This is a genomic window from Actinokineospora spheciospongiae, assembly GCF_003182415.1.
Classification (GTDB): domain Bacteria; phylum Actinomycetota; class Actinomycetes; order Mycobacteriales; family Pseudonocardiaceae; genus Actinokineospora; species Actinokineospora spheciospongiae.
Map to the genome: position 1 here is coordinate 155,163 of NZ_QHCP01000013.1, position 23,144 is coordinate 178,306.

The 23,144-nt window shown below is 71.4% G+C and carries 21 protein-coding genes; 16 read left to right on the top strand and 5 right to left on the bottom strand.

What is annotated here, in order from left to right; genetic code table 11:
- Position 1 precedes the first annotated feature (1 nt).
- Genes DFQ13_RS27840 through DFQ13_RS27880 form a run of 9 tightly spaced genes read left to right on the top strand, consistent with a single transcriptional unit; the run spans position 2 to position 8,770 of the window.
- Entirely contained in the window at positions 2 to 841 is an 840-nt protein-coding gene (locus DFQ13_RS27840; protein WP_035283076.1) for an MlaE family ABC transporter permease, read from the top strand.
- Positions 838 to 2,079: an MCE family protein gene (locus DFQ13_RS27845; RefSeq protein WP_233438604.1), complete on the top strand. Its 1,242-nt coding sequence runs from the start codon at positions 838 to 840 to the stop codon at positions 2,077 to 2,079. Before DFQ13_RS27840 ends, DFQ13_RS27845 begins: the two co-directional genes overlap by 4 nt.
- Positions 2,076 to 3,095, top strand: coding sequence for an MCE family protein (locus tag DFQ13_RS27850; protein ID WP_035283074.1), 1,020 nt, complete (start codon positions 2,076 to 2,078; stop codon positions 3,093 to 3,095). The genes DFQ13_RS27845 and DFQ13_RS27850 overlap by 4 nt, the downstream gene beginning before the upstream one ends.
- Positions 3,092 to 4,084, top strand: coding sequence for an MCE family protein (locus DFQ13_RS27855; protein WP_035283072.1), 993 nt, complete (start codon positions 3,092 to 3,094; stop codon positions 4,082 to 4,084). Before DFQ13_RS27850 ends, DFQ13_RS27855 begins: the two co-directional genes overlap by 4 nt.
- Positions 4,084 to 5,097 (top strand): MCE family protein, encoded by a 1,014-nt coding sequence (locus DFQ13_RS27860; protein WP_110081923.1) that lies wholly within the window; start codon positions 4,084 to 4,086, stop codon positions 5,095 to 5,097. The genes DFQ13_RS27855 and DFQ13_RS27860 overlap by 1 nt, the downstream gene beginning before the upstream one ends.
- On the top strand, positions 5,097 to 6,152 hold the full coding sequence (locus DFQ13_RS27865; protein ID WP_110081924.1) for an MCE family protein: 1,056 nt from the start codon (positions 5,097 to 5,099) through the stop codon (positions 6,150 to 6,152). The genes DFQ13_RS27860 and DFQ13_RS27865 overlap by 1 nt, the downstream gene beginning before the upstream one ends.
- Positions 6,152 to 7,381, top strand: a complete 1,230-nt coding sequence (locus DFQ13_RS27870; RefSeq protein WP_035283068.1) for an MCE family protein — start codon at positions 6,152 to 6,154, stop codon at positions 7,379 to 7,381. Before DFQ13_RS27865 ends, DFQ13_RS27870 begins: the two co-directional genes overlap by 1 nt.
- 15 nt (positions 7,382 to 7,396) lie before the next feature.
- Positions 7,397 to 7,936 carry a hypothetical protein gene (locus tag DFQ13_RS27875; RefSeq protein ID WP_052021205.1) on the top strand — a complete coding sequence of 180 codons (540 nt, stop codon included), beginning with the start codon at positions 7,397 to 7,399 and terminating at the stop codon, positions 7,934 to 7,936.
- A gap of 27 nt (positions 7,937 to 7,963) precedes the next feature.
- Complete coding sequence (locus DFQ13_RS27880) at positions 7,964 to 8,770, top strand: nuclear transport factor 2 family protein (RefSeq protein WP_110081925.1); 807 nt, start codon at positions 7,964 to 7,966, stop codon at positions 8,768 to 8,770.
- Between the two features lie 460 nt (positions 8,771 to 9,230).
- On the opposite strand, the gene DFQ13_RS27885 is transcribed toward DFQ13_RS27880, so the two are convergent.
- Entirely contained in the window at positions 9,231 to 10,538 is a 1,308-nt protein-coding gene (locus DFQ13_RS27885; protein ID WP_233438605.1) for a PucR family transcriptional regulator, read from the bottom strand.
- A 417-nt stretch (positions 10,539 to 10,955) separates the two neighbouring features.
- The gene (locus DFQ13_RS27890; RefSeq protein ID WP_063935945.1) at positions 10,956 to 12,140 is read right to left on the bottom strand and encodes a helix-turn-helix domain-containing protein; all 1,185 of its coding nucleotides are present in this window, start codon (positions 12,138 to 12,140) and stop codon (positions 10,956 to 10,958) included.
- A 751-nt stretch (positions 12,141 to 12,891) separates the two neighbouring features.
- On the opposite strand from DFQ13_RS27890, the gene DFQ13_RS34165 reads away from it, so the two are divergent.
- The 5 genes from DFQ13_RS34165 (at position 12,892) to DFQ13_RS27920 (ending at position 17,618) form a co-directional block, all read left to right on the top strand.
- Positions 12,892 to 13,485, top strand: a complete 594-nt coding sequence (locus DFQ13_RS34165) for a TolC family protein (protein ID WP_181400173.1) — start codon at positions 12,892 to 12,894, stop codon at positions 13,483 to 13,485.
- 100 nt (positions 13,486 to 13,585) lie between these two features.
- Entirely contained in the window at positions 13,586 to 14,065 is a 480-nt protein-coding gene (locus DFQ13_RS27905) for a hypothetical protein (RefSeq protein ID WP_146241376.1), read from the top strand.
- The gene (locus DFQ13_RS27910; RefSeq protein WP_110081927.1) at positions 14,065 to 15,591 is read left to right on the top strand and encodes a glycosyltransferase family 87 protein; all 1,527 of its coding nucleotides are present in this window, start codon (positions 14,065 to 14,067) and stop codon (positions 15,589 to 15,591) included. The genes DFQ13_RS27905 and DFQ13_RS27910 overlap by 1 nt, the downstream gene beginning before the upstream one ends.
- On the top strand, positions 15,581 to 17,110 hold the full coding sequence (locus DFQ13_RS27915) for a dolichyl-phosphate-mannose--protein mannosyltransferase (protein WP_110081928.1): 1,530 nt from the start codon (positions 15,581 to 15,583) through the stop codon (positions 17,108 to 17,110). The genes DFQ13_RS27910 and DFQ13_RS27915 overlap by 11 nt, the downstream gene beginning before the upstream one ends.
- A 52-nt stretch (positions 17,111 to 17,162) precedes the next feature.
- Positions 17,163 to 17,618 carry a universal stress protein gene (locus DFQ13_RS27920; protein WP_035283062.1) on the top strand — a complete coding sequence of 152 codons (456 nt, stop codon included), beginning with the start codon at positions 17,163 to 17,165 and terminating at the stop codon, positions 17,616 to 17,618.
- A gap of 114 nt (positions 17,619 to 17,732) precedes the next feature.
- Here DFQ13_RS27920 and DFQ13_RS27925 read toward each other — a convergent pair whose 3' ends face one another.
- A complete protein-coding gene (locus DFQ13_RS27925) occupies positions 17,733 to 18,647 on the bottom strand; it encodes an SDR family NAD(P)-dependent oxidoreductase (RefSeq protein ID WP_110081929.1) in 915 nt (304 codons plus the stop codon).
- A gap of 100 nt (positions 18,648 to 18,747) precedes the next feature.
- Here DFQ13_RS27925 and DFQ13_RS27930 point away from each other — a divergent pair, with 100 nt between their 5' ends.
- Complete coding sequence (locus DFQ13_RS27930; RefSeq protein WP_110081930.1) at positions 18,748 to 19,413, top strand: TetR/AcrR family transcriptional regulator; 666 nt, start codon at positions 18,748 to 18,750, stop codon at positions 19,411 to 19,413.
- 36 nt (positions 19,414 to 19,449) lie between these two features.
- On the opposite strand, the gene DFQ13_RS27935 is transcribed toward DFQ13_RS27930, so the two are convergent.
- Positions 19,450 to 20,280, bottom strand: coding sequence for an ABC transporter permease (locus DFQ13_RS27935; RefSeq protein ID WP_110081952.1), 831 nt, complete (start codon positions 20,278 to 20,280; stop codon positions 19,450 to 19,452).
- A 47-nt stretch (positions 20,281 to 20,327) separates the two neighbouring features.
- The gene (locus tag DFQ13_RS27940) at positions 20,328 to 21,293 is read right to left on the bottom strand and encodes an ABC transporter ATP-binding protein (protein ID WP_110081953.1); all 966 of its coding nucleotides are present in this window, start codon (positions 21,291 to 21,293) and stop codon (positions 20,328 to 20,330) included.
- 302 nt (positions 21,294 to 21,595) lie between these two features.
- Between DFQ13_RS27940 and DFQ13_RS27945 the strand changes: the two genes are divergently transcribed.
- Positions 21,596 to 23,026, top strand: a complete 1,431-nt coding sequence (locus tag DFQ13_RS27945; protein WP_110081931.1) for an MFS transporter — start codon at positions 21,596 to 21,598, stop codon at positions 23,024 to 23,026.
- Positions 23,027 to 23,144: the final 118 nt, after the last annotated feature.

Sequence of the window (23,144 nt, forward strand, 5' to 3'; positions counted from 1 at the left end):
CGTGGTAACGCTCCGCGGCAAGGGCCGGGTGTCCTTCCAGCGCCCGTTCAACGCGCTGGAACGGCTCGGCGACCAGCTCGTGTTCTACGCCCGCGCGCTGGCCTGGATTCCGTTCGCGCTCACCCGCTACCTGCGGGAGATCATCCGGCTGCTGGCCGAGGTGAGCTTCGGCTCCGGCGCGCTGGCGGTCATCGGCGGCACCATCGGCGTCATGGTCGGCCTGTCGGTCTTCACCGGCACGGTCGTCGGCCTGCAGGGCTTCGCGGCGCTGAACCAGATCGGCACCTCGGCGTTCGCGGGCTTCCTCTCGGCGTACTTCAACACCCGCGAGATCGCCCCGCTGGCCGCCAGCCTGGCGCTGTCGTCCACGGTCGGCTCCGGCTTCACCGCCCAGCTCGGCGCCATGCGGATCTCCGAGGAGATCGACGCGCTGGAGGTCATGGCGATCCGGTCGATGCCGTACCTGGTGACCTCGCGGATCATCGCCGGGTTCGTGGCGATCATCCCGCTGTACACGATCGGCCTGCTGACGTCGTACCTGGCGGCGCGGACGATCACCGTCAGCGTCTACGGGCAGTCGGCGGGCACCTACGACCACTACTTCTCGCTGTTCCTCCCCCCGGAGGACGTGGTGTGGTCGTTCGTCAAGGTGCTGATCTTCAGCGTGGCGATCATCCTGACGCACTGCTTCTACGGCTACCGCGCCAGCGGCGGCCCGGCGGGCGTGGGTGTCGCGGTCGGCCGCTCCGTGCGGACCTCGATCGTGATCATCAGCGTCCTGGACTTCTTCCTCAGCCTCGCGATCTGGGGCGCGACGACGACGGTGCGGGTGGCCGGGTGAACACGCGACTGCGCAACCAGACGATGGGTGTCTTCTTCCTCATCATCATCCTGCTGCTGGGCTGGCTGGCGATCGCCATCTACGACAAGGCGTTCGTCAGCTCCACCCGGGTCGTGCTGCACGCCGACCGGGTGGGCAACCAGCTCAAGGAGAACGCCGACGTCAAGGTCCGCGGCATGATCGTGGGCACCGTCGACTCGATCGTCACCGACGGCGACGGGGTGGCGATCGAGCTGGCGCTGGAGCCGGACAAGCTGCAGCTCCTGCCCAGCAACGTCACCGCCCGGCTGCTGCCCAAGACCCTCTTCGGCCAGCGGTACGTGGCCCTGGTGGTCCCGGAGAGCCCGGCGCGCCCGCTGCGCGAGGGCGACGCGATCAACCAGGACACCTCCGAGCGCTCGGTCGAGCTGGAGAAGGCGCTGCGCGACCTGCTGCCGGTGCTGCAGGCGGTGCAGCCGCAGAAGCTCAACTCCACCCTCGGCGCGCTGTCGCAGGCGCTGGAGGGCCGGGGCAAGACCCTGGGTGAGACCATGGTCTCGCTCAACAAGTACCTCGCCGAGCTGAACCCGCAGATGCCGCAGATCCAGGCGGACATCACCAAGTTCGCCGACACCGTCGGGGTCTACGAGAAGGCGGCACCGGACATCATCGACGCCCTCGACGAGCTGACCACGACGAGCAAGACGATCGCCGAGCAGAAGGACCAGCTCACCAACCTGTTCGGTTCGCTCACCACCGCGTCGAACGACCTGGGCGAGTTCGTCCGCGGCAACGCGAACACGCTGATCGGGCTGGCGGACAGCAGCAGGCCCACGCTGGAGCTGCTGGCCAGGTACTCCCCGGAGTTCCCCTGCCTGGCGCAGGCGGTCGTCAACGTCAAGCCGGACGTGGAGCGGGCGCTCGGCGTCGGCACCAACGAGCCGGGCATGCACGTCAACCTGGTCGTCAAGCAGTCGCGGGGCGCCTACGTCCCCGGCCGCGACCGCCCGGCCTTCACCGCCAAGAGCGGTCCCCGCTGCTACCCCGGCGGGCTCTCCGGGGGCGCGACCCCCGCGGTGGCGATGGACACGGCGAGCGGCACCGACGGGCTGGGCACCGTCAACTCGGCGGAGGAGAGCCAGTTCATCAACGAGCTGATCGCCCCCACCACCGACAACCTGGCACCGGCCGACCTCGCGGACTGGAGCAGCCTGCTGGTCGGACCCCTGCTGCGCGGAGCTGAGGTGAACCTGTCATGAAGTCCGTGACCGGACCGCTGGTCAAGGGCCTGATCTTCACGGTGGTCACGCTGGTGGCCACGATCGTGCTCGGCGTGACGATCGCCAACAAGGGCAGCGGCGACACCATCAGCTACTCGGCGAAGTTCACCGACGTCACCTCGCTCAACACCGGCGACGACATCCGCATGTCGGGTGTGCGCGTCGGGCAGGTCGAGGACATCGAGGTGGTGGACCGCAAGTTCAGCCAGGTGGAGTTCAGCGTGGACCGCCGCTGGGCGCTGTCGCCCACGGCCATCGCCACGGTGAAGTTCCGCAACCTGATCGGCCAGCGCTACATCTCCATCGACCAGGGCACCGGTTCCGGCACGCTGCCGGAGGACTCGGTCATCCCGCTGGACCGCACCCGGCCCGCCCTGGACCTGACCGCGATGTTCAACGGGTTCAAGCCGCTGTTCCAGGCGCTCTCGCCCGAGGACGTCAACAAGCTGTCGCTGGAGGTCGTGCAGGTCCTGCAGGGCGAGGGCGGCACGGTGGACAACCTGCTGACCCACGTCGCCTCGCTGACCACCACGCTGGCGCAGAAGGACGACGTCATCGGTCGGGTGATCACGAACCTGAACACCGTGCTCGGGCAGGTCAACTCCCAGGGCGACCAGCTCTCGTCGCTGCTGCTGACCACCCAGCAGTTGGTGTCCGGCCTGGCCAAGGACGCCAAGCCGATCGGCGACGCGATCTCCAGCATCGCCGAGCTGACCACCAGCACCTCGGACCTGCTCGCGCAGGGCCGGGAGCCGCTCAAGCGCGACATCGACGCCCTCGGGCAGCTTTCGAACACGCTGGCGAACAACACCCCGCAGTTCGAGTCCTTCCTCAAGAACCTGCCGATCAAGTACGAGGCCATCGGCCGGATGGCCTCCTACGGGTCCTGGCTCAACTTCTACCTGTGCTCGGCCACCACCGACGTCGACCCCGCACCCGGTCAGGGTCCCGGCGACATCGGCCTGCCGAACACCGCTGCGAGGTGCCGGTCGTGAAACCGTTCCGCGAACGCAACACCGTCAAGGTCGGCCTCGTCGGCATCGCGTTGATGGCGCTGGTGGGTCTGCTGATCTTCTCCTGGGACTCGCTGCCGATCATCGGCGGCCGGGAGTACACCGCGCACTTCAAGGAGGCCGCGGGGCTCAAGCCCGACGACGAGGTCCGGGTGGCCGGGGTCAAGGTCGGCAAGGTGACCGCGGTCGAGCTGGAGAACACCTACGTCAAGGTGACCTTCCGGGCGCGCGGGGTGTGGCTGGGTGACCAGACCGTCGCCGCCATCAAGATCAAGACCCTGCTGGGCCAGAAGAACCTGGCGCTGGACCCGGTGGGCACCGAGGAACTCGACCCGGACAACCCGATCCCGAGCGAGCGCACGATCACCCCCTACGACGTGAACGACGCGTTCGCCGACCTGGCCAAGACCTCCGGCGAGATCGACACCGACCGGCTGGCGGAGAGCTTCAAGACCCTGGCGCAGACCTTCTCGGCCTCCACCCCGGAGACCGTCAAGAGCGCCCTGGACGGCCTCTCGTCGCTGTCGAAGACGATCTCCTCCCGGGACCAGGACCTCAAGCAGCTCCTGGAGAGCTCCAGCGGGGTCAGCAAGACCATCGCCGACCGCTCCGACCAGTTCACCGCGCTGATCAACGACGGCAACACGCTGCTCGGCGAGTTCGACCGCCGCCGCCAGGCGATCCACGACCTGCTGGTCGGCACCCGCGACCTGTCCCGCCAGCTCCAGGGCCTGGTCGCCGACAACCAGCAGCAGATCGGCCCCGCCCTGGAACAGCTCAACCGGGTCACCGACGTGCTCCAGCGCAACCAGGACAACCTGGACAAGGCGCTGCGCCTGGCGGGCCCGTTCTACCGGCTCATCGGAAACGCCGTCGGCAATGGCCGCTGGCTCGACAGCTACATCTGCGGCCTGATCCCGTCCACGGACGGTTCGGCGGGCTGCGTGCCACCCAAGGCAGGAGGACGCTGATGGCCGCCACGAAGACCCGCTACAAGCTGATCCGCGCGATCGCCATCGGCGCGGCGGCGGTCCTGCTGGTCGCCGCGGGCACCTGGGCGCTGCTCAACGCGGGCAAGACCAAGTCGGTGACGGCGTACTTCACCGCCGCGGTCGGCCTCTACACCGACTCCGACGTGCGCGCGCTCGGCGTCAAGATCGGCTCGGTGGACACCGTGGAGCCGCAGGGCCCCAACGTCAAGGTCACCATGACCATCGACGCCGACGCCCCGATCCCGCAGGGCGCCAACGCGCTGATCGTCACCCCCAGCCTGGTCGCCGACCGGTACGTGCAGCTCAGCCCGGTCGACACCAGCGGCCCCCGGCTGGCCGACGACACCACGATCCCGCTGGAGCGCACCGTCGTCCCGGTCGAGATCGACCAGCTCTTCTCCAGCCTCAACGACGTGACCACCGCCCTGGGCCCGGAGGGGTCCAACAAGGACGGCGCGCTCAGCGACCTGCTCAAGACCGGCGCCACCTACCTCGAGGGCAACGGCGCGGAGTTCGGCCAGACCGTGCGCGACCTCGGCGACCTTGCCCGCACCCTGGGCAACTCCCAGGACGACCTGTTCGCCACCGTCGACGGGCTGCAGAAGTTCACCACCACGCTGGCGCAGAGCGACGGCCAGGTCCGCCAGCTCGACGACCTGTTGTCGTCGGTGTCGAAGAACCTCGCCGACGAGCGCGGCAACTTCGACGAGGCGCTGCGCGAACTGGCCTCCGCCCTGGGCACGGTGCAGGGCTTCATCAAGGACAACCGCGGCCTGATCAAGACCAACGTGGACAAGCTGGCGGGCACCACCGCGCTGCTCTCGCAGCAGCGGGCCTCGCTGTCGGAGGCGCTGGACGCCACGCCGCTGGCGCTGAGCAACCTGCTCAACGCCTACGACCCGAACACCCGCACGCTCGACGGCCGGGGCAACCTCAACGAGTTCTCGTTGCTGCCGCTGCCCGCCACGGCCAACGCGCAGGGAGGCAACTGATGCGCACCCGGCTGTTCCCCGGGCTCCGCGCCGCCGTGGCGGCGGGGCTGGGGATGACCGTGCTCGCGGGCTGCGGCGGCGGTCTCTACGACGTCGACCTCCCCGGCGGCGCCGACGTCGGCGACCGCCCCTACCACGTCACCGCCGACTTCAAGGACGTGCTGGACCTGGTCCCGCAGTCCGGGGTCAAGGTCAACGACGTGGCCATCGGCAAGGTCGAGGCGATCGAGCTGTCCCCCGACGGCCGCAGCGCGCGGGTCAGCATGGTCGTCAACGGCTCGGTCAAGCTCGCGGGCACCGCGGTGGCCCGGCTGCGCCAGTCCAGCGTGCTGGGCGAGAAGTTCGTCGAGCTGGCCGACCCGAGCGACGACGCCAAGCAGGGCACCCTCGCCGACGGCGCCAACATCCCGCTGGAGCGCACCAACCGCAACCCGGAGATCGAGGAGGTGTTCGGCGCGCTGTCGATGCTGCTCAACGGCGGCGGCGTCGGGCAGATCCAGTTGATCACCAAGGAGCTGAACGCGGCGCTGGGCGGCAACTCCCAGGACATCAAGGCGCTGCTGACCAACCTCAACACCTTCGCCGGTGGCCTGGACACGCACCGCGCCGAGATCACCAGGGCCCTCGACGGCCTGGACCGGCTCTCCGGCTCGCTCGGGCAGCGCAAGGACCAGATCGCCCAGCTCCTGGAGGGCCTCGGCCCGGGCATCGAGGTGCTCTCGCAGCAGCGCGAGCAGTTCGTCACCATGCTCAAGTCGCTGGACTCGCTGTCGTCGACCGCCGTGGGGGTGGTCAACGCCAGCAAGGACGACCTGGTGGCCGACCTCAAGGCCCTGGAGCCGACGCTGCGCAAGCTCAACGAGGCCGGGCAGAACCTGCCGCAGGCCATGGAACTGCTGTTCACGTTCCCGTTCCCGGACTCGGCGTTGAACGCGATCAAGGGCGACTACCTGAACGTGTACCTGAACTTCGACTCGAAGTCGAGGGGGGCCGCCCCCGCCTCGGCCCCGCTGTCGCTGCCCTCGGCGGACCAGGCCCCGGAGGGGAACGGCTGATGATCACCCGACGGGTACGAGTCCAGATCACCGTCTTCGTGCTGATCGCCCTGGCGGGCATCAGCTACGTCGGCGCCAAGTACGCGGGCCTGGACACCATGTTCGGCGCCGCGGGCTACATCGTGAAGGTGCGCCTGCCCGACTCCGGCGGCATCTTCACCAACGCCGAGGTCACCTACCGCGGCGTCGGCATCGGCCGGGTCGACGAGCTGCACCTGGTCAACGACGGCGTCGAGGTCGACCTGCGCATCCGCGACGACGCCCCGCAGGTCCCCGCCGACGTCGAGGCCGTGGTCGCCAACCGCTCCGCGGTCGGCGAGCAGTACCTCGACCTGCGCCCCCGCCGCGACGGCCAGCCCTACCTGACCGAGGGCTCGGTCATCTCCAAGGACGCGACCTCGCTGCCGCTGCCGAACGAGACCGTCCTGCTCAACCTGGACAAGCTGGTCGAGTCGGTGCCGGAGGACGAGCTGCGCACCGTCGTCGACGAGCTGTACCTGGCCACCCAGGGCACCGGCCCCAGCCTGCAGGTCCTGCTGGACTCGGCGAGCAGCTTCACCCAGTTGGCCACCGAGCACCTGCCGCAGACCCTGCAGCTCATCACCGACGCGGGCACCGTGCTGACCACCCAGGTGGAGTCGCAGCAGGCGATCCAGGACTTCGGCGTCAACGCCAAGGTCATCGCCGAGCAGCTCAGCAAGTCCGACGGCGACATCCGCACCATCCTGGCCAACGCCCCGGCGGCGGCCGAGCAGATCTCCGGCCTGCTGCGCGAGAGCGGCAAGAGCCTCGGCGGCGTGTTCGCCAACCTGCTGACCACCTCGAACGTGCTGGTCACCCGGCAGGCGGGCCTGGAGCAGCTGCTGGTGGTGGCCCCGCAGGCCATCGCCGCGGCCCGCGACGTCATCACCCCCAACGGCGCCAACTTCGGCCTGTCGGCGACCTTCTTCGACCCCATGCCCTGCACCCAGGGCTACGAGGGCACCCGCTACCGCAACGGCCTCGACACCTCCGGGGCGCCGCTGAACACCAACGCGCGCTGCGTGCTCGCCCCGGGCAGCGGTAACGTGCGGGGGTCGCAGAACGCGCCCAACGGTGGCGTCCCCCCGGCGGTCAAGCCCGCGGACTTCGGTCCCGGGGGTGAGCTGCCGGAGCAGGACAACAACGCCCCCGGGGGGACCGACAACATGCGCAGCTCGCTCGACGAGCTGCTCGCGCTGACCCCGTAGGAGCTGGAGCACCGGATGAGCGAGACCGACGAGGACACCCGCACCAGGCGAGCGGGCGGGCCGTTGCGGGTGGCCTCGGTGGTGCTGCTGGTGCTGGCCGTGGTGTTCGCCTGCGTCTCGGGTGTGCGGCTGCTCGGCGCCGACGACGTCCGCGCCGCCGACGCCACCGCCCGGGACGAGGCGCTGCGCGCGGCCAAGTCGATCGTGGGCCAGTTCAACACCTTCGACTACCGCAACGCCCCGGCGGCCATGGACGGCTGGCTGGCCCAGTCCACCGGCGACCTGCACGACCTGCTGGAGACCGAGAAGGACGTGACGGTCAAGAACCTGGCCGCCGGGCGCACGGTGACCCGGGGCGAGGTCGTCGACGCCGCGCTGACCGAACTCGACGCCGACCGGGGCGCCGCGGGCTTCATCGCCTCGGTGCTCACGGCGGTGACCCCGGAGGGCGGCGCCGAGTCGTCCAAGCGCATCCGGATGCAGGGCACGCTGACCAGGACCGATCAGGGGTGGCTGCTCTCGTCGCTCGACCTGGTCAAGATCCAGACGGCCTGACCGGGCGAAGGCAGAGGAGCAGATCCCATGAGCAGCACCGGACGCCGCGACGCCTCCACCCGGGGCCGCACGCCCAGGGTGGCGGGCCGCCGGGTGGCGGGCAGGCCCACGAGCCGACCGCGCCCCGCCCCGCACGTCGACCCGGCCCCCGGTGAGGCTCCCGACACCCCCGACACCGTCGGCGTCGAGGAGGTCGACGAGACCTCCGCGGCCGGGTACGCCACCCCGGACGAGCCGGACGCGGACGAGGCTCTCGAGGCCGACCCCGGCGACCTGGACGACCGGGACGGCCCGGACGACCCCGACGACGCGGACGACGTGGGCACCCCCGCCTTCTCCACCCGGCTGTCGGTCGTCCTGCTGGTCGCGGCCCTGCTGGTCGCCGCGGGCGGCCTGTTCCTGTGGCTGCGCGCCGAGCGGATCGACGACGCGGCGGGCAACAACGTCGCCGTGGTCGACGCCGGGCAGACCGTGGCCGTCACCACGGCCGTGCGCGAGGCGCTGGAGCAGGTCTTCTCCTACCGCTACGACAACACCGCCCTGACCGAGGCCGCGGCCAAGACCGTCCTCGTCGGCAAGGCGTCGAGCCAGTACGAGGAGCTGTTCAAGAAGGTCCGGGAACTGGCACCCGCGCAGAAGCTGGTGCACAAGTCCAAGGTGGTCCTGTCCGGGGTGTCCCAGCTCGACGGGGACCACGCCACCATGCTCGTGTTCATGGACCAGACCTCCACCCGCGGCGACAACGGCGAGGCGACCGTGGGCGGCGCGCAACTGGCCGTCGGCGCGCAGCGGGTGGACGGGGTATGGCGGATTTCCTCGATCGACCCGTACTAGCGGGCTCGGGAACGCCGCGGTCGTGACAATTCCGGCGACCGGTCCACTCGGCAACCGGTGAATTACCGTCCGGCTATTGTCCAGTAATTGACGAAATGGGTAAAGTCGACCCTGCCCGGCGAAACTCACTCGTTCGGGTGGACGGTTCACACAAATGCGCTGCCGAGTGGAATGGCTTCGCACCCCGGGTGGGTGCGGGTGCCGCCACCCGGAGTTCGCGGGCAACGGTGCCCGCACCCGCGTGATGCCCCGGTGGTGGTTCAGGCCCCGGCTGCTGTTGGGCGAGCATCCGCCCGGGAGGGCAGGCGCCCGCACCGCGCCTGCCCTCCCGTGTGCCCGGCCCCGGTCCACCGCCGCGGCGCGGCGGCGGACCACCGAAGCTCCGACAGCACCACGAACCCCCTGCGCAGTCAAAGGCCCCCGGTGTGGACACCGGGGGCCTTCGCGGTTCTGCCGGGTGCTAGCGGGTCAGCTCGACCCCGCGCAGGGTGCGCCGCGCCCGCAGCGCCACCTCGATGTCGAAGCGCCGGTCCGGGTCGTCCAGCGAGGCCCCGAACAGCCGCTCGAGCTGCCGCAGGCGGTAGCGGACGGTCTGCGGGTGCACGTCGAGGAGCTGGGCGATCTCCGGGGCGCTGCGCCGGGTCTCCAGCCAGATCAGCAGCGTCTCGCTGAGCTTGTCGCGCTGCTTGCCGGTCAGCTCGGCCATCGGGGCCAGCGCCCGCTCGGAGATCTCCTGCACCAGGAACGGGTCGTTGAGCAGCCACAGCACCGACATGTGCCGCTCGAACCAGGTGACCTCGGTGTCGGGCAGCGCGCCCTGCCCGACCAGCACCAGCGTCCGCCGGGCCCAGCGCAGCGACTCGGCCGCCTCGGTGACCGGCACCGTGGGGCCCACCGCGGCCCGCCAGCCGGGCAGCTCCTCGGGCAGCTTGTGCAGCAGGTCGCGGTGCTCCTCGGCGAGGACCAGGCACGGCTCGCTGCCCTCCAGGTCCACCAGCACCCGGCCGTCCATGCTCGCCCCGGGCAGCTCGGAGTGCTCGTCGCGCAGCTCCAGGGCGACGGTGACGATCCGCTCCGGCACCGGCCAGCGGGCCGCCTCGGCCAGCCTGGTCAGCGCCTGCGGGGTGGCCGCGGCGGGGGAGAGGATGACCTCCAGCAGTTGCCTGCGCCGCCGCTCCAAGGCGCCCATCTCCCTGGCGCGCACGGAGGCGTGGCCCTCCACCGACAGCGCCGAGAGCTCGTCGATGTAGGCGAAGATGGCCTCGGCGAGCAGGCACAGCGTCGCCGTGGGCACCCCGGCCCGGTCGCCGACCTGCGCGATCCGCCGCCAGGCGACGCGCGCGCCGATGCGGTACGCGGTCTGCAGCACGTCGAGGATCGGGCCGTCGTAGAAGTCGTGCAGGCCCATGTCCCGGAAAAGCTGCGCCCGGTCGTCCTGCGGTGCCGCCGGGTCGGCCAGCCGGTCGATGAACTGCATCACCGCCTGCTGGATGCCCTCGGTCACGGTCTTGCCGAACGGGCCGTCCATGCGCCTGCTGAACGCCGGGATGGCCCGGCTGAGCTCGCTGCGGATCTCCTCGGTCAGGTCCTGCACGCCCGGCCGGAACAGCGGCGCCAGGTCCGACGGCAGCAACGACCACAGGTCGATCGAGGTGACGTCCTGGTCGTCGCGGTCGGTCGCCGTGCTCGCCGGGGACAGCAGGGAGTCGAAGGCGATCCGCAGCGGGAACTCGGCGAGCCCGTCCGGTTCGTCCCGCTGCTCTGACACGGTCGCCTCCTCGGGGCGTGGCAATCCCGACCGCGTCGGTGGGATTGCCGCCTGCAATAGGGCACGAATAGTGCGCCGACGCTTGTCTGGTATCAGCGCCGCACGTCCTGGAATCTACATCGCCACAGCGTTCGCCGGAACTTTTTCCACATTTATTCTGGAATGTGGCGGGCCGCGCGCGGAACTTTGTCATCACGCCACAGTCGGGGTGTGCGCTTCTGCGGCGCAGCGGAGCAGAATCAGGTACTGAGCGGTACTTGAAGGTCGCCCGCCCCGGTCCCGCCGCCCCCCGACCGTGGCGGGGCGTGCTCCCGCACCGCACGCGCCGACGGCCGGCCCCGCGGGTGCGGGACCGGCCGTCGGCGGTGGGGATTCGGAGGGACGCCCCGACCCGGTGGAGGAGCGCCCCGGTGGGGTCTAGCTGGCCCGTGCGGGCACCTCCCGGCGCTCCGGGCGGCCCGCCTCGGGGGCGCGGTCGGTGGGCCACAGCAGCCGGTGGGCGCGCAGCGCGATCTCCAGGTCCAGGCGGGAGTCGGGGTCGGCGAGCTGGTCGCCGAACAGCTTCTCCACCTGGCGCATGCGGTAGCGCACGGTCTGCGGGTGGATCGCCAACCGCTCGGCGATCTCGGGGGCGCTGCCGCGGGTCTCCAGCCACGCCAGCAGCGTCTCCGCGGTGCGGGCGCGCTGCTTGACCGTCAGGTCCTGCAACGGGGCCAGCGTGCGCTTGAGCAGCTCGCGCACCAGGAACTCGTCGGCCAGCAGCCACAGCGTCGAGAGGTGGTCGCGGCACCAGGTGACCGGGCCGTCGTCGATGATGCCGCGGTGCACCAGGCTCATCGCCCGCCGCGCCCAGCGCAACGAGGTGGCCGCCTCGCGCAGCGACACCATCGGGCCGATCACCGCCCGGCGCCCGCGAAGCTGCTCGCGCAGCCCGCGGAGCTGCCGCTGCGGGTCGGACATGACCAGGCACGGCATGTCGCCGTCGAAGTCGGTCAGCACGTCCTCGTGCAGGCCGGGCCCGGTCAGCTCGTCGCCGCCGCCGTCCGCGGCGGGCTCGATGACCACCACGGCCACCTGGTCGGGCACCCGCCAGCGCGCGGTGGCCGCCAGCTTGGTGATGGTCGCCATGGAGGCGGGGGGCTCGGAGAGGATCAGCTCGACCAGCCTGCGCCTGCACCGCTCGATCACGCCGACCGACTGCGCCTGCGCGGCGGTGTAGCCCTCGATCGACAGCGTGGAGATCTCGTCGACGTAGGCGAAGATCGCCTCGGCGGCCACGGTCAGCATCGCCGTGGGCAGCCGCTGCTGCTGGCCCCAGGCCGCCAGGTGCCGCCAGGCGACCCGGCCGCCGACCCGGTAGGCGGTCTGCAGGCAGTCCAGGCTGCGGCCCTCGCCGAACTCCACCCGGCCGAGCTGGCGGAAGACGTTGGCCCAGTTCTCGTCCGGGGTGCCGCCGATGCCGATGGTGTCCATGATGCGCAGCACCGACTGCTCCACCCCGGCGACCATGATGGCGCCGAAGTGGCCCTCCAGGGGCTGGGCGTAGGCGGGCACCGCGCGCTGGATCTCGCGGATCATGTCCTGGGTGAGCTGCCCGACCATGGGTCGGAACCGCGCCACCAACTCCCGGGGCAGGCTGGCCCACAGTGCGGTCGCACGGTCGTCCTGGACCGACAGGCGCCCACCCGCCCCGGCCGGTGCCGGAACCGCGGGGTGGCTTCCTTTGCGTTGGTCCTTCCGGATGGTCGAGGGTGCGGGTCGGTTGCCCAGTTCTATTGGCATTCTCGTCCCCTTGTCGCTCACAAAACTCCGCCGCAGCGCGCCGTCGGGCGGGCGCCATTTTGTGACGACGACCATAAGTTCGGAGGCGGCGCGGTGTCAAATGCAACCGTTACGTGACGTCCCGGACACTCGATTGGTCCAGGGTTTTCGGTCCGTTTTAATGGATGTGGTGGAACCGAGATGCCCATCTTGTGGGTCTGTGACAAAACAGGGAACGCTCCGTCACCTGTCCGCGCAGTAGCATCAACGCAGGGTCACCGGATACCGTGCTGTTCGGGAAGATTTTCCCACGTCAGGGCTTGTGGCTGACACTTGTTCACCCGAACGGCCCAGCGGATGCCCACGGTGACGAGCTGACCGTTCCCACAAAACCCACCGGTGAGAACTGTGTCACCTTGACAAAACCGAGGGTTTTCGAGGTTGGTTACCGACGGGTTCTTGCCGCCGGGCCGGTTGTTTCAGTAGGGTTTCAGGCAGTAGTCGCCCGGTGGCTCCGGGGTCGGACATTCGCAGCCGGGACCAATGCTTTCGGCGCGTTCTCTATTTTGCGATCCAAGAAGGAAGCAGACTAATGATCGGTCGTCGTGTCGTTCCTGCGCTCGCCTCGATGGCCATCGCCATCGGCACCCTGTCCGCCTGCGGTTCGGATTCCGGGTCGACGCCCGAGGGTGGCAACACCCCCCAGGCCAGCCCCGCTGTGCAGTGGATCGACAAGGTCTGCGGGACGATGGTGACCGGTGGGCAGAAGCTGTCGCAGATGCCCGCCGTCGACCCCGCCAACCCGGCCGCGGCAAAGGAAGGCCTGATCACCTTCTTCGCCAACTTCTCCGACACGCTGACCACGCTGTCGAACGGCCTCACCGAGGCGGGCGTCCCCCCGGTGACCGATGGCCAGGCCACCGTCGACAAGGCAAAGGCCACCATCGACGGTGCCAAGACCTCCGTCGACTCGGCCAAGACCAAGCTGGCGGGCATCAACACCGCCGACCCGATCGCCTTCCAGCAGGCCTTGGTGGAGCTGGCACCCTCCCTGACCGCCCTGAACAACACCGACGGCGCGCTCAAGGACCTGCGCGCGAACCCCGAGCTGAACACCGCGTTCGAGCAGGCCCCCGGGTGCAAGCAGGTCGACTCCGAGTCCGCCAGCACGGTCCCGACCTCCTGATCCCGACCGCCTGGGCCTGCCGGTCCGGCTCCGGGTGTGGCACCCTGCCGGTGCCCCAGGCCCCGCGCCGCAGTCCCCGCACCCCTTCGGAGGTGGCCGCGTGACAGATCGTCCCGAGTCCCGGGTCCGGTCGGTGCCCGTCGCCGACGTGCTGACCCGCGAGGGCCGTGACGACCCCGCCGTCCGCCGCCGCGCCGACCGCCCCCGCCGCGTCCTCAAGACCGCGGCGGGGGCGGCGGTCGTCGTCGGCGCCCTGTGGGGTCTGCACGACCAGTTCGCCCCCGACCACACCGGGGTCTCCGCCGAACCGGGGCGCTCCACCCCGTTCACCGAGACCCCCGTCCCGCCGACCACGGTGGCCGCCACCGAGGTCGTCGGCCCGCGCGTGGCCACCGGCGAGGTCGTCACCGCCCCCACCACCGCGGCCGCGCCCCCGGTCGAGCGGGAGGCCCCCGCACGGCAGGCGCAGCCGGAGCGGACGCAGCGGGCGGCCGACACCGAGCCGAGGCGCACCCGGTCGATCGTGCCGAACCCGGTGCAGGTCCTGCTCGACGCCGCCCGACTGCTCGGGGGCAGGTGATGGAGCAGACCCCGGCGGGGCCCGGGGCGGACGCCGAACCGACCGCGCCACCCGCGCCACCCGGACCGGAGCGCGGTTCCGAGCGGTCCGAGCAGCCCGCGGCGACGACGCCGCGGGCTCGCGCGCTCTCCCCCCTGAAGCTGATGATGGTCATCGCCGTGCTGGCCCTCGGGCTGGCCTTCGGCGCCAAGGCCCCCTGCCTGGGCACCTACGTCGACGGCGCGGGCGTCGCCCAGCTCGACTGGCGCGAGGGGTCGCAGTACAAGCGGTTCTGCTACTCCGACACCGTCCCGCTCTACTCGTACAACCACCTCGCCGAGGGCGCGCTCCCCTACGCCACCCGCTGGGTCGACCTCGGCAGCGGGAAGCCGAAGGCGCGGTACATGGAGTACCCGGTGCTCACCGGGCTGTTCATGTACCTCAACGCCCACCTGACCCTGGTGTGGCTGGACGCGGTCGGCGCCGAGGTGCCGGTGATCGCCTACTTCGACATCACCGCCGTGCTGCTGGCCCTGGCCTGGCTGGCGGCGGTCTGGGCCAGCCTGCGGCTGACCGCGCGCAGGCCTTGGGACGCGCTGCTCATCGCCGCGTCGCCGCTGGTGGTCGTGCACGCCTTCACCAACTTCGACACCCTCGCGGTCGCCGCCGCCGTGCTGGCCCTGCTGGCCTGGGCGCGGCGCAGGCCGGTGCTCGCCGGGGTGCTGCTGGGCATCGGCGGCGCGCTCAAGCTGTTCCCGCTGCTGCTGCTCGGCGCGCTGCTCATCCCGTGCCTGCGGGCCGGGCGGATGTCGGAGTTCTGGACGACCACCGCCGCCACGGTCACCACGTGGGTGGCGGTGAACGCCCCCATCGCGCTGCTGCCGGAGACCAAGGCGGGCTGGGGCGAGTTCTTCCGCCTCAACACCACCCGCGACATGGACCCGGACTCGATCTACTACGTGCTGCGCACCCTCACCACGTGGCCCGGCTTCGACACCCCGCCGTTCCCGCCGGGGGAGGGGCCCGAGGTGCTCAACACGGTGAGCCTGCTGCTGTTCCTCGCGGTGTGCCTGGTGATCGCCTACGTCGGCCTGAGCGCGCCGGTGCGGCCGCGGGTCGCGCAGTTGGGGTTCCTGATCATCGCGGCCTTCCTGCTCACCAACAAGGTGTGGAGCCCGCAGTACTCGCTGTGGCTGGTCCCGCTGGCGGTGCTGGCGCTGCCGAGGTGGAAGCCGCTGCTGGCGTGGATGCTCGTCGACGCCGCGGTGTGGTTCCCCCGGATGCTGTACTTCATGGGTGGGCCGGACGGCCTGCCCGCCGAACCGTTCCTCTACACCGTGATCGCCCGCGACCTCGCGCTGCTGCTGCTGTGCGCGCTGGTCGTGCGCGAGATCCACCGCCCGGAGCGCGACCGGGTCCGCGTCGACGGCGTGGGCGACCCGATCGCGGGCGTCACCGCCGACGAGCCCGACCGCTGGCGGCTGCGCGGCTTCCGCGTGGTCCCCCTCGCCCGCCCCGCGCCCGAGGAGCCCGCCCATGTCGGCTGAGGCCACCGCGGAGCGGACCGCCCAGCCGACCCCCGACCCGGTCGTCCCACCGCCACCCCCGGCCGTCGCCGCCGACCCCGCCCCCACCGACCGGCTGCGCGGCTGGGTCGTCGCGGCTGTGCTGGGGCTCGTCGGCGGGATCGTGCGGTTCCAGAACCTGGGCTCGCCCACCGACAAGGGCACCCCGGTCTTCGACGAGAAGCACTACACCCCGCAGGCGTGGCAGATGCTGCGCAACGGCGGCGTCGAGGACAACCCCGGCTACATGCTCACCGTGCACCCCCCGCTGGGCAAGACGCTGATCTCGCTGGGCGAGTGGCTCTTCGGCTACAGCGGTTGGGGGTGGCGGTTCACCGCCGCGCTGTGCGGCACGCTGATGATCATCATGGTGGTGCGGATCGCCCGCAGGCTGACCCGCTCCACCCTGCTCGGCGCGGTCGCGGGCCTGCTGCTCATCGCCGACGGGGTGTCCCACCTGCAATCGCGGATGGGGATGCTCGACATCTTCCTGGCCTTCTTCGTGCTGGCGGCCTTCGGCTGCGTCCTGGTCGACCGCGACCAGGTCCGCGCCCGCCTCACCGTGGCGGTCGCCGAGGGCTGGGCCGACGAATCCGGGCTCGGGCCGCGCCTGGGCGTGCGCTGGTGGCGCCTCGGCGCGGGCGCCCTGCTCGGGCTGGCGTGCGGGGTGAAGTGGTCGGGCCTGTACTTCGTCGCCGCCTTCGGCCTGCTGACCGTCCTGTTCGACGTGACCGCCCGCCGGGCGGCCGGGGTGCGCCACCCGTGGCTGGGCGCCCTCGGCCGCGACGTGCTGCCGGGCCTGTGGGCGTTCGTGGGCGTCGGCGCCACCGCGTACCTGACCACCTACTGGGGCTGGTTCGCCTCGGAGACCGCGTTCGCCCGGCACCTGGTGGAGACGGGCGGCTCGGACCCGCTGTCGATCGCCAAGGGGGCGCTGGGGTCGCTGTGGCAGAACTCGTCGAAGGTCCTGGACTTCCACGAGTCGCTGGTGACCCCGGAGAAGCCGCACCCGTGGGAGTCCAAGCCGTGGACGTGGCCGATGGGCCTGCGGCCGATGCTCTACTACTACGAGGGCGGCCTCACCGGCTGCGGCGAGGCCCGGTGCGTGGCGGCCACCATGCTCGTCGGCACTCCCGCCCTGTGGTGGCTGTCCTTCCCGCTCCTTGGCTGGTCGCTGTGGCGGGCCCTGGGCCGGTTCGACTGGCGCTACGCGGCGGTGCTGGTGGGCTACCTGGCGGGCCTGCTGCCCTGGTTCGCCAACATCGACCGGCAGATGTACTTCTTCTACGCCACCCCGATGGCCGCCTTCCTGGTCCTGGGCCTGACCCTGGTCCTGTCCGACGTGCTCAAGGCCACCGGCCGCACCACCGGCCGGGTCCTCGTCGGCGCCTACCTCGTCCTGGTCGTGGCCAACTTCGTCTGGCTGTGGCCGATCCTCAACGGCGACGTGATCACCGAGGGCCACTGGCAGGCCGAACTCTGGCTCCCCTCCTGGCGCTGACCCGCCACCCCGCCTCGTCCGCCCGCAGTCGACAACGAACAGGAAAGAACCCATGACCGCCTACCGCACCATCGTCGTCGGCACCGACGGCTCGAACTCCTCCTACCGCGCCGTCGACCGCGCCGCCGCCCTCGCCGCCGACACCGGGGCGAAGCTGCTCGTGGTGTGCGCCTACCAGGCCCCGGACCCGCGCAAGGTCGAAGCCGCCCAGGACCGCCTCGGCGACGACGTCGGCTACCAGGTCGTCGGCGCCAACCCGGCCGAGGACACCGTCCGCACCGCCCACGACCGCGCCGCCAAGCAGGGCGCCAAGGACGTGGAGACCCTCGTCCGCGACGGCAACCCCGTCTCGGTCCTGTCCAAGGTCGTCTTCGAGCGCGACGCCGACCTGCTGGTGGTCGGCAACCGCGGCCTCAACACCCTGGCCGGGCGCATCCTCGGCTCGGTCCCGGCCGAGGCCGCCCGCAAGTCCTCGGTGGACGTCCTGATCGTCCACACCGTCTCCTGATCGCCCGGCGGCGCCCGGTCCTCGCCCCGAGGCCGGGCGCCGCCGCCCGCGGAACCCGAGGCTTTCGCTCGCGCGCAACAGTGCGAGGACAAGGGTGGCGTCCCCCGGCGCAGCTCACGCCGCGACAGTTGCCCGACCGACCGGGAACCGCACGCCGGTGAGGTCTTCCGAGACGGCCCAGAGGCGTTGCTGCGCGGTCGAGTCGTAGGAGTCCGCGCTGGAGGTGACCAGCCTCGGGTGGCCGCGCTGCTCGGCCAGACCGTCGGGTCCGTAGTACTGCCCGCCGAGGACGGACGGGTCGGTGGCGGCCCGCAGGGTGGGGAGCGCGCCCGCCGCGGCGGGCTGGGTGATCGCCGGAGCGAGCCAGGTGATCAACCGGCGGGCGACCGGCGGGGTGTTGCGGGCCAGGTCGGTGTCGGAGAGACCGGGGTGTGCGGCCACCGCGGCGGTGGTGCCGTGCGTGGCGAGCCTGCGTTGCAGCTCGTAGGTGAACATCAGGTTGGCGAGCTTCGACTGGCCGTAGGCGGCCGTCCGGCTGTAGGAGCGCTCCCACTGCAGGTCGTCGAAGTGGATGGCGGCGCGGATGCGGTGGCCGGTGCTGCTGACCGTGACCACCCGGGAGCCCGGCACGGGCAGCAGCAGGTCGAGCAGCAGCCCGGTGAGCGCGAAGTGGCCGAGGTGGTTGGTGCCGAACTGGAGTTCGAAGCCGTCGCTGGTGGTCTGCTTCGGGGTGTGCATCACGCCGGCGTTGTTGATCAGCAGGTCGATCCGCAGGTGGGTGGCGCGCAGGTCCGCCGCGGCGGCGCGCACCGATTCCAACGAGGTCAGGTCCAGCTCCCGCACGGAGACGTCGCCGTTGATCCTGGCGGCGGCCGACCTGCCCTTTTCGATGTCGCGCACGGCCAGCACCACCGCTGCTCCGTGCTCGGCGAGCCGCCGGGCGGTCTGGAAGCCCAATCCGGTGTTGGCACCGGTGATCACGGCCACCCGGCCGTCCTGGCGCGGGATCTGCTGCTCGGTCCACTTCATTGCGAGCTCCTAATGTACCGTCGGTAACTTATGGCCGGAACGGTAATGTACCGCCGGTACGCTGTCAAGGTACCGGCGGTACGCAAGCTATGCTCGACCCATGACGTTCCAGCGGGCGCGCACCGAGGAGCAGCGCGAGGTCCGGCGCCGGGCGATCCTGGAGACGACCTCGGCGATGCTCGACGAGATGCCGGTGGCCGCGGTGACCCTGAACGAGCTGAGCAGGCGGGTCGGCCTGGCCAAGACGGCGGTGCTGCGCTACTTCGAGTCCCGCGAGGCGGTGCTGCTCGACCTGATGGACGACCGGACGGCGAGCTGGCTGGCCGAACTGGAGCAGGAGCTGGTCCGCGGTGTCGACCCGGACCTGCCCGCGGTGCGGCGGGCGGAACAGGTGGCCGACGTGCTCAGCCGGTCGCTCGCCGCGCACACGGCGCTCTGCGACCTCTACGGCGCGCAGGGCGGAGTGCTCGAGCACAACGTCTCGGTCGAGGCGGTCCGCAGGCACAAGCGGGCCTCGCTGGACAACCTCGCGGTGATGGCCCGCCTCGTCCGGCGGTGCCTGCCCGAGGTCGGCGACCACGCCGAGCAGTTCTGCCTGACCGCCCTGCTGGTGGCGGGCGCGCTGTCCGCCTACACCTCACCGCCGCCGAGCCTGCTCGCCGTCTACGAGTCCGAGCCCGCACTGGCGGTCCACCGCGTCGAACTGCGGCCGGCCCTGCGGCTCGCGATCACCACGTCGCTCGTGGGCGTGCTGCCGCGCTCCTGAGCCGGCGGCCGGACGCCGTCGCGTGCCGCCGCGCGGTCAGCGGGCGCGGCGGAAGTTGCGGGAGGCGAGCCAGCCGCCCAGGGCGGCGGTGCCGACCGCGAGGCCCAGGGCCGCCCACACCGCCGACCCCACCGGCATCCCCAGTGACAGCGCGCGCGTGGCGTCGATGGCGTAGGTGATGGGGTTGATCGTCGACAGGACGCGAATCCAGCCGGGCATGGCCTCGACCGGCATGTAGGCGCTGGAGCCGAACATCAGCGGGAACATGACGATGAACGACACCGCCTGCATGGTCTCCGGCTTGGACTGCCAGGTGGCGATGGCGATGAAGATCCAGCTCAACCCCCAGCCGACCGCGACGGTCAGCAGCAGCGCGGAGGTGATGCCGAGGACGCCGCCCGGGCGGAACTCCAGGAAGACCACCGCCGCCAGCACGGACACGACCAACTGCACGACCAGCCGCACCGAGTCCGACAGGGTGCGGGCGACGAGGACGGCGCCGAGGGTGATGGGCATGGCGCGCAGGCGGCCGATGAACCCGGTGTAGATCTCGGTCAGCAGGCCCACGCCGGAGCTCATGGCGGTGGTCATGGCGATGTTGACCAGGGTGGCGGGCATGAGGAAGTTGATGTAGCCGGAGTACTGCGTGACCCCGGGCAGTTGGCCGATCCCGCTGAACACCTGGCTGAACAGCAGCAGCATCACGATCGGTTGCAGCAGGCCGAAGAACACCAGCCGGTAGTCGCTGAACGCGGAGCCCAGGGAGCGTCCGGTGAGGACCGAGATCTGCGTCCACAGCGAACTGGGGGACCAGCCGCCCTGCTGCCTGCGGCGCCCGGCGGCGATGTCCACGGCGGACAGCCGCACCGTCTGCTCGGAAGCCGAGCCGCGCCCGCGCGGGGCGGCGTGCTTGCTCACGCCGACCACCCCATCCGCGCCGCCTTCTCCTGCGCGGACCGGTGCAGGGCCACGTACACGTCGTCGAGGGTGGGTTCGGTGACCGTCAGGTCGAGGATCGGGACGCCCGCCGCGTCCAGGGCGCGGACCAGGACGGCGATCTCCCCGGCGGCGGCCAGCGGGACCTGCACCGCGCACTGCGCCGGGTCCGCCAGCGGCTGCATCCCGGCGCGCTGCAGCGTGCCGACCGCGTGGTGGGTGGCCCTGGCGTCGGCGAAGGTGGCCGAGACCGTGCGCTGCCCGATGCCCGCCTTGAGGCTGGCGGGGGTGCCGGAGGCGACGACGTGGCCCCCGGCCAGCACGACGATGTCCTTGGCCAACCGGTCGGCCTCCTCCAGGTACTGCGTGGTGAGCACGACCGTGGTGCCCCGGGCGGCCAGCGCCTCCACCATCACCCACAGGCCGGTGCGGCTCACCGGGTCCAGGCCGGTGGTCGGCTCGTCGAGGAACAGCACGTCCGGGGCGCCCAGCAGGCTCGCGGCCAGGTCGAGGCGGCGGCGCATCCCGCCGGAGAAGGTGGCCATCCTGCGGTCGGCGGCCTCGGTGAGGTCGAAGGTGGTCAGCAGCTCGTCGGCGCGGGCGTGGGCCTGGGCGCGGGAGGCGCCGAGGAGCCGGGCGAGCAGGACCAGGTTGGCCCGGCCGGTCATGGTCTCGTCCAGCGCGGTGAACTGGCTGGTCATCCCGATGTGCCTGCGCACCTGGTGCCCCGAGCGCCGCACGTCCCAGCCGCACACCCTGGCGGTGCCCCTGGTGGGGGTGGACCGGGTGGCCAGGATGTCGATCAGGGTGGTCTTGCCCGCCCCGTTGTGGCCGAGCACGCCGAGCACCACCCCCGGGTCGACCTGGAGGGTGACGTCGTTGAGGGCGTTGATCGGGCCGTAGGACTTGCCGAGACCGATGACCTCGATGCGGGGCCGTGGCATGGGCGAGTCCTTCGCGCTGCGGGACCGGACGTGGGCGACCATACCGGGGGGTGCGCCCGATCGGCGGTGTCCGGTGGGATTCGAACCGTGATTTGTCCGATGGTGACAGGAATCCACCGGGTGGGTTTCTGGACGGTGGTGACAACATCGGTGCGCGGAGTGCTCCTTTGTCACGAAGAACGCACCACCCCGTCGACATCGATAATGTCCCGACGTTAACGTTCCCGTCATGTCTCTCCGACGCCGCGCGCTCCCGCCCCCGGCGGTCGCGGCGCGGGCCGCGTCCGCCCGGAGCCGTTGACATGCACCGCGCGCCTGCTTCGGTCTGGATCAGCGACCGCGGCCGGGTGCTCACGACCATCGCCTCGGTGGCGTTCCTGAGCTCGGCGGACAACTCGGTCGTCTCCGCGGCCGCTCCGTCGGTCGCGGTGGAGATGGGACTGGGCACCGCGGCCACCCAGGGCATCACCGTCGCCTACATGCTGCCCTTCGCCGGTCTGCTGCTCGCCGCCGGTCCGGTGGTCGACCGCTACGGCGAGCGGGCCATGCTGCGGCTGGGCCTGTTCGCCTTCACCGTGGGCACGCTGCTGGCGGGCAGCGCGCGCTCGTTCGAGCTGCTGCTGGCCGGCCGGGTGGTGCAGGGGCTGGCGGCGGCGGTGCTGGTCCCGGCCACGCTGAGCCTGGTGCGCACCCGGCTCGCCCCCGACGACCGGCCCAAGGCGGCGGCCACCTGGACGGTGGCGCTGGCCTCGGCGCTGGCACTGGGCCCGGCGCTGGGCGGGTTCATCGCCGCCACCGTGCACTGGAGCTGGGTGTTCTGGGGCTTCCTGCCGTTCCTGCTGTTCAGCTGGTTGATCGTGCCGCCGCCGGGGCCGCGGTCGGTGGCCGAGGGCGCCGACCCGCTGTCCACCGCGCTGGTCGCCGCGGCGATGCTCGCGGTCACCGGCGCGCTGCTGGTGATCGCCGACGCCCCGGGGTGGGCCGCGCCACTGGCCCTGGCCGCCGCCCTGGCCGCGGTGGCGTTCGCCATGCGCGACCGGCGCTCGGCGCGGCCGGTGCTGCCCAGGCAGCTCATCGCCAACCCGGTGTTCCGCACCGCGCTGATCATCCAGTCGCTGTGGGGCCTGGGGGTCACCGGCGTGACCGTGGTGACGCCGCTGGTGCACCAGCGCTGGCTCGGCCTGGACCCGGCCACCGCGGCGCTGCCGCTGGTGGCGGTCGCCTTCGCGCTGGTGTTCACCGCCCCGTTCGTGCCCAGGGTGCTGGCCAGGTTCGGCCCGTCGCGCACGGTCGGCGGCGGGATGCTGGTGGTGGCGCTGGGGTTGGTGCTGGTGGCCGTGGTCAACGGCTCGCCCGCGGTGCTGCCGCGGCTGCCGGGGTTGGTCCTGATCGGCTTCGGCTCGGCGTTCACCGTCCCGCTGACCACGACCGCCCTCGACGTCGTCGAGGACCGGGTGGCCGGGGTGGCCTCCGGTGTGCTCAGCGCGGCCAGGGAGTTCGCGGGCGCGTTGGGCGTGGCGCTGACCGCGGCGCTGATGGGCGGGGGAGTGGCCGACGGGGAGGCGCTCGCCGACGGGTACACCCGGACCCTGCTCGCCGCCGCCGCGCTGCAGGTGGTGGCGGTGCTGCTCTCGCCGAAGCTGACCCCGTACTTGTCGCCCAGGCACAAAACGAATTCCGGCTCCGCGCAGGTCCCTGACAGGAGCGCCCCGCACCAGTCCTCGTTGCGATAGCCGCATCACATTTCTATGTTGACTCACCAGTAACATCGGCATTACCGTGATCGGAACGCCTTTTCCACCCACCGGCGGAAAAGGAGACTCACGTTTTCTCGTCCGGTGTCGACGTGGC

Bases quoted from the DNA above. Each gene is read 5' to 3' on its own strand.
- DFQ13_RS27850 (WP_035283074.1), top strand. From the start codon at position 2,076: ATGAAGTCCGTGACCGGACCGCTGGTCAAGGGCCTGATCTTCACGGTG.
- DFQ13_RS27860 (WP_110081923.1), top strand. From the start codon at position 4,084: ATGGCCGCCACGAAGACCCGCTACAAGCTGATCCGCGCGATCGCCATC.
- DFQ13_RS27865 (WP_110081924.1), top strand. From the start codon at position 5,097: ATGCGCACCCGGCTGTTCCCCGGGCTCCGCGCCGCCGTGGCGGCGGGG.
- DFQ13_RS27870 (WP_035283068.1), top strand. From the start codon at position 6,152: ATGATCACCCGACGGGTACGAGTCCAGATCACCGTCTTCGTGCTGATC.
- DFQ13_RS27875 (WP_052021205.1), top strand. From the start codon at position 7,397: ATGAGCGAGACCGACGAGGACACCCGCACCAGGCGAGCGGGCGGGCCG.
- DFQ13_RS27880 (WP_110081925.1), top strand. From the start codon at position 7,964: ATGAGCAGCACCGGACGCCGCGACGCCTCCACCCGGGGCCGCACGCCC.
- DFQ13_RS27890 (WP_063935945.1), bottom strand. From the start codon at position 12,140: ATGGTCGGGCAGCTCACCCAGGACATGATCCGCGAGATCCAGCGCGCG.
- DFQ13_RS34165 (WP_181400173.1), top strand. From the start codon at position 12,892: ATGATCGGTCGTCGTGTCGTTCCTGCGCTCGCCTCGATGGCCATCGCC.
- DFQ13_RS27910 (WP_110081927.1), top strand. From the start codon at position 14,065: ATGGAGCAGACCCCGGCGGGGCCCGGGGCGGACGCCGAACCGACCGCG.
- DFQ13_RS27915 (WP_110081928.1), top strand. From the start codon at position 15,581: ATGTCGGCTGAGGCCACCGCGGAGCGGACCGCCCAGCCGACCCCCGAC.
- DFQ13_RS27920 (WP_035283062.1), top strand. From the start codon at position 17,163: ATGACCGCCTACCGCACCATCGTCGTCGGCACCGACGGCTCGAACTCC.
- DFQ13_RS27925 (WP_110081929.1), bottom strand. From the start codon at position 18,647: ATGAAGTGGACCGAGCAGCAGATCCCGCGCCAGGACGGCCGGGTGGCC.
- DFQ13_RS27930 (WP_110081930.1), top strand. From the start codon at position 18,748: ATGACGTTCCAGCGGGCGCGCACCGAGGAGCAGCGCGAGGTCCGGCGC.
- DFQ13_RS27940 (WP_110081953.1), bottom strand. From the start codon at position 21,293: ATGCCACGGCCCCGCATCGAGGTCATCGGTCTCGGCAAGTCCTACGGC.
- DFQ13_RS27945 (WP_110081931.1), top strand. From the start codon at position 21,596: ATGCACCGCGCGCCTGCTTCGGTCTGGATCAGCGACCGCGGCCGGGTG.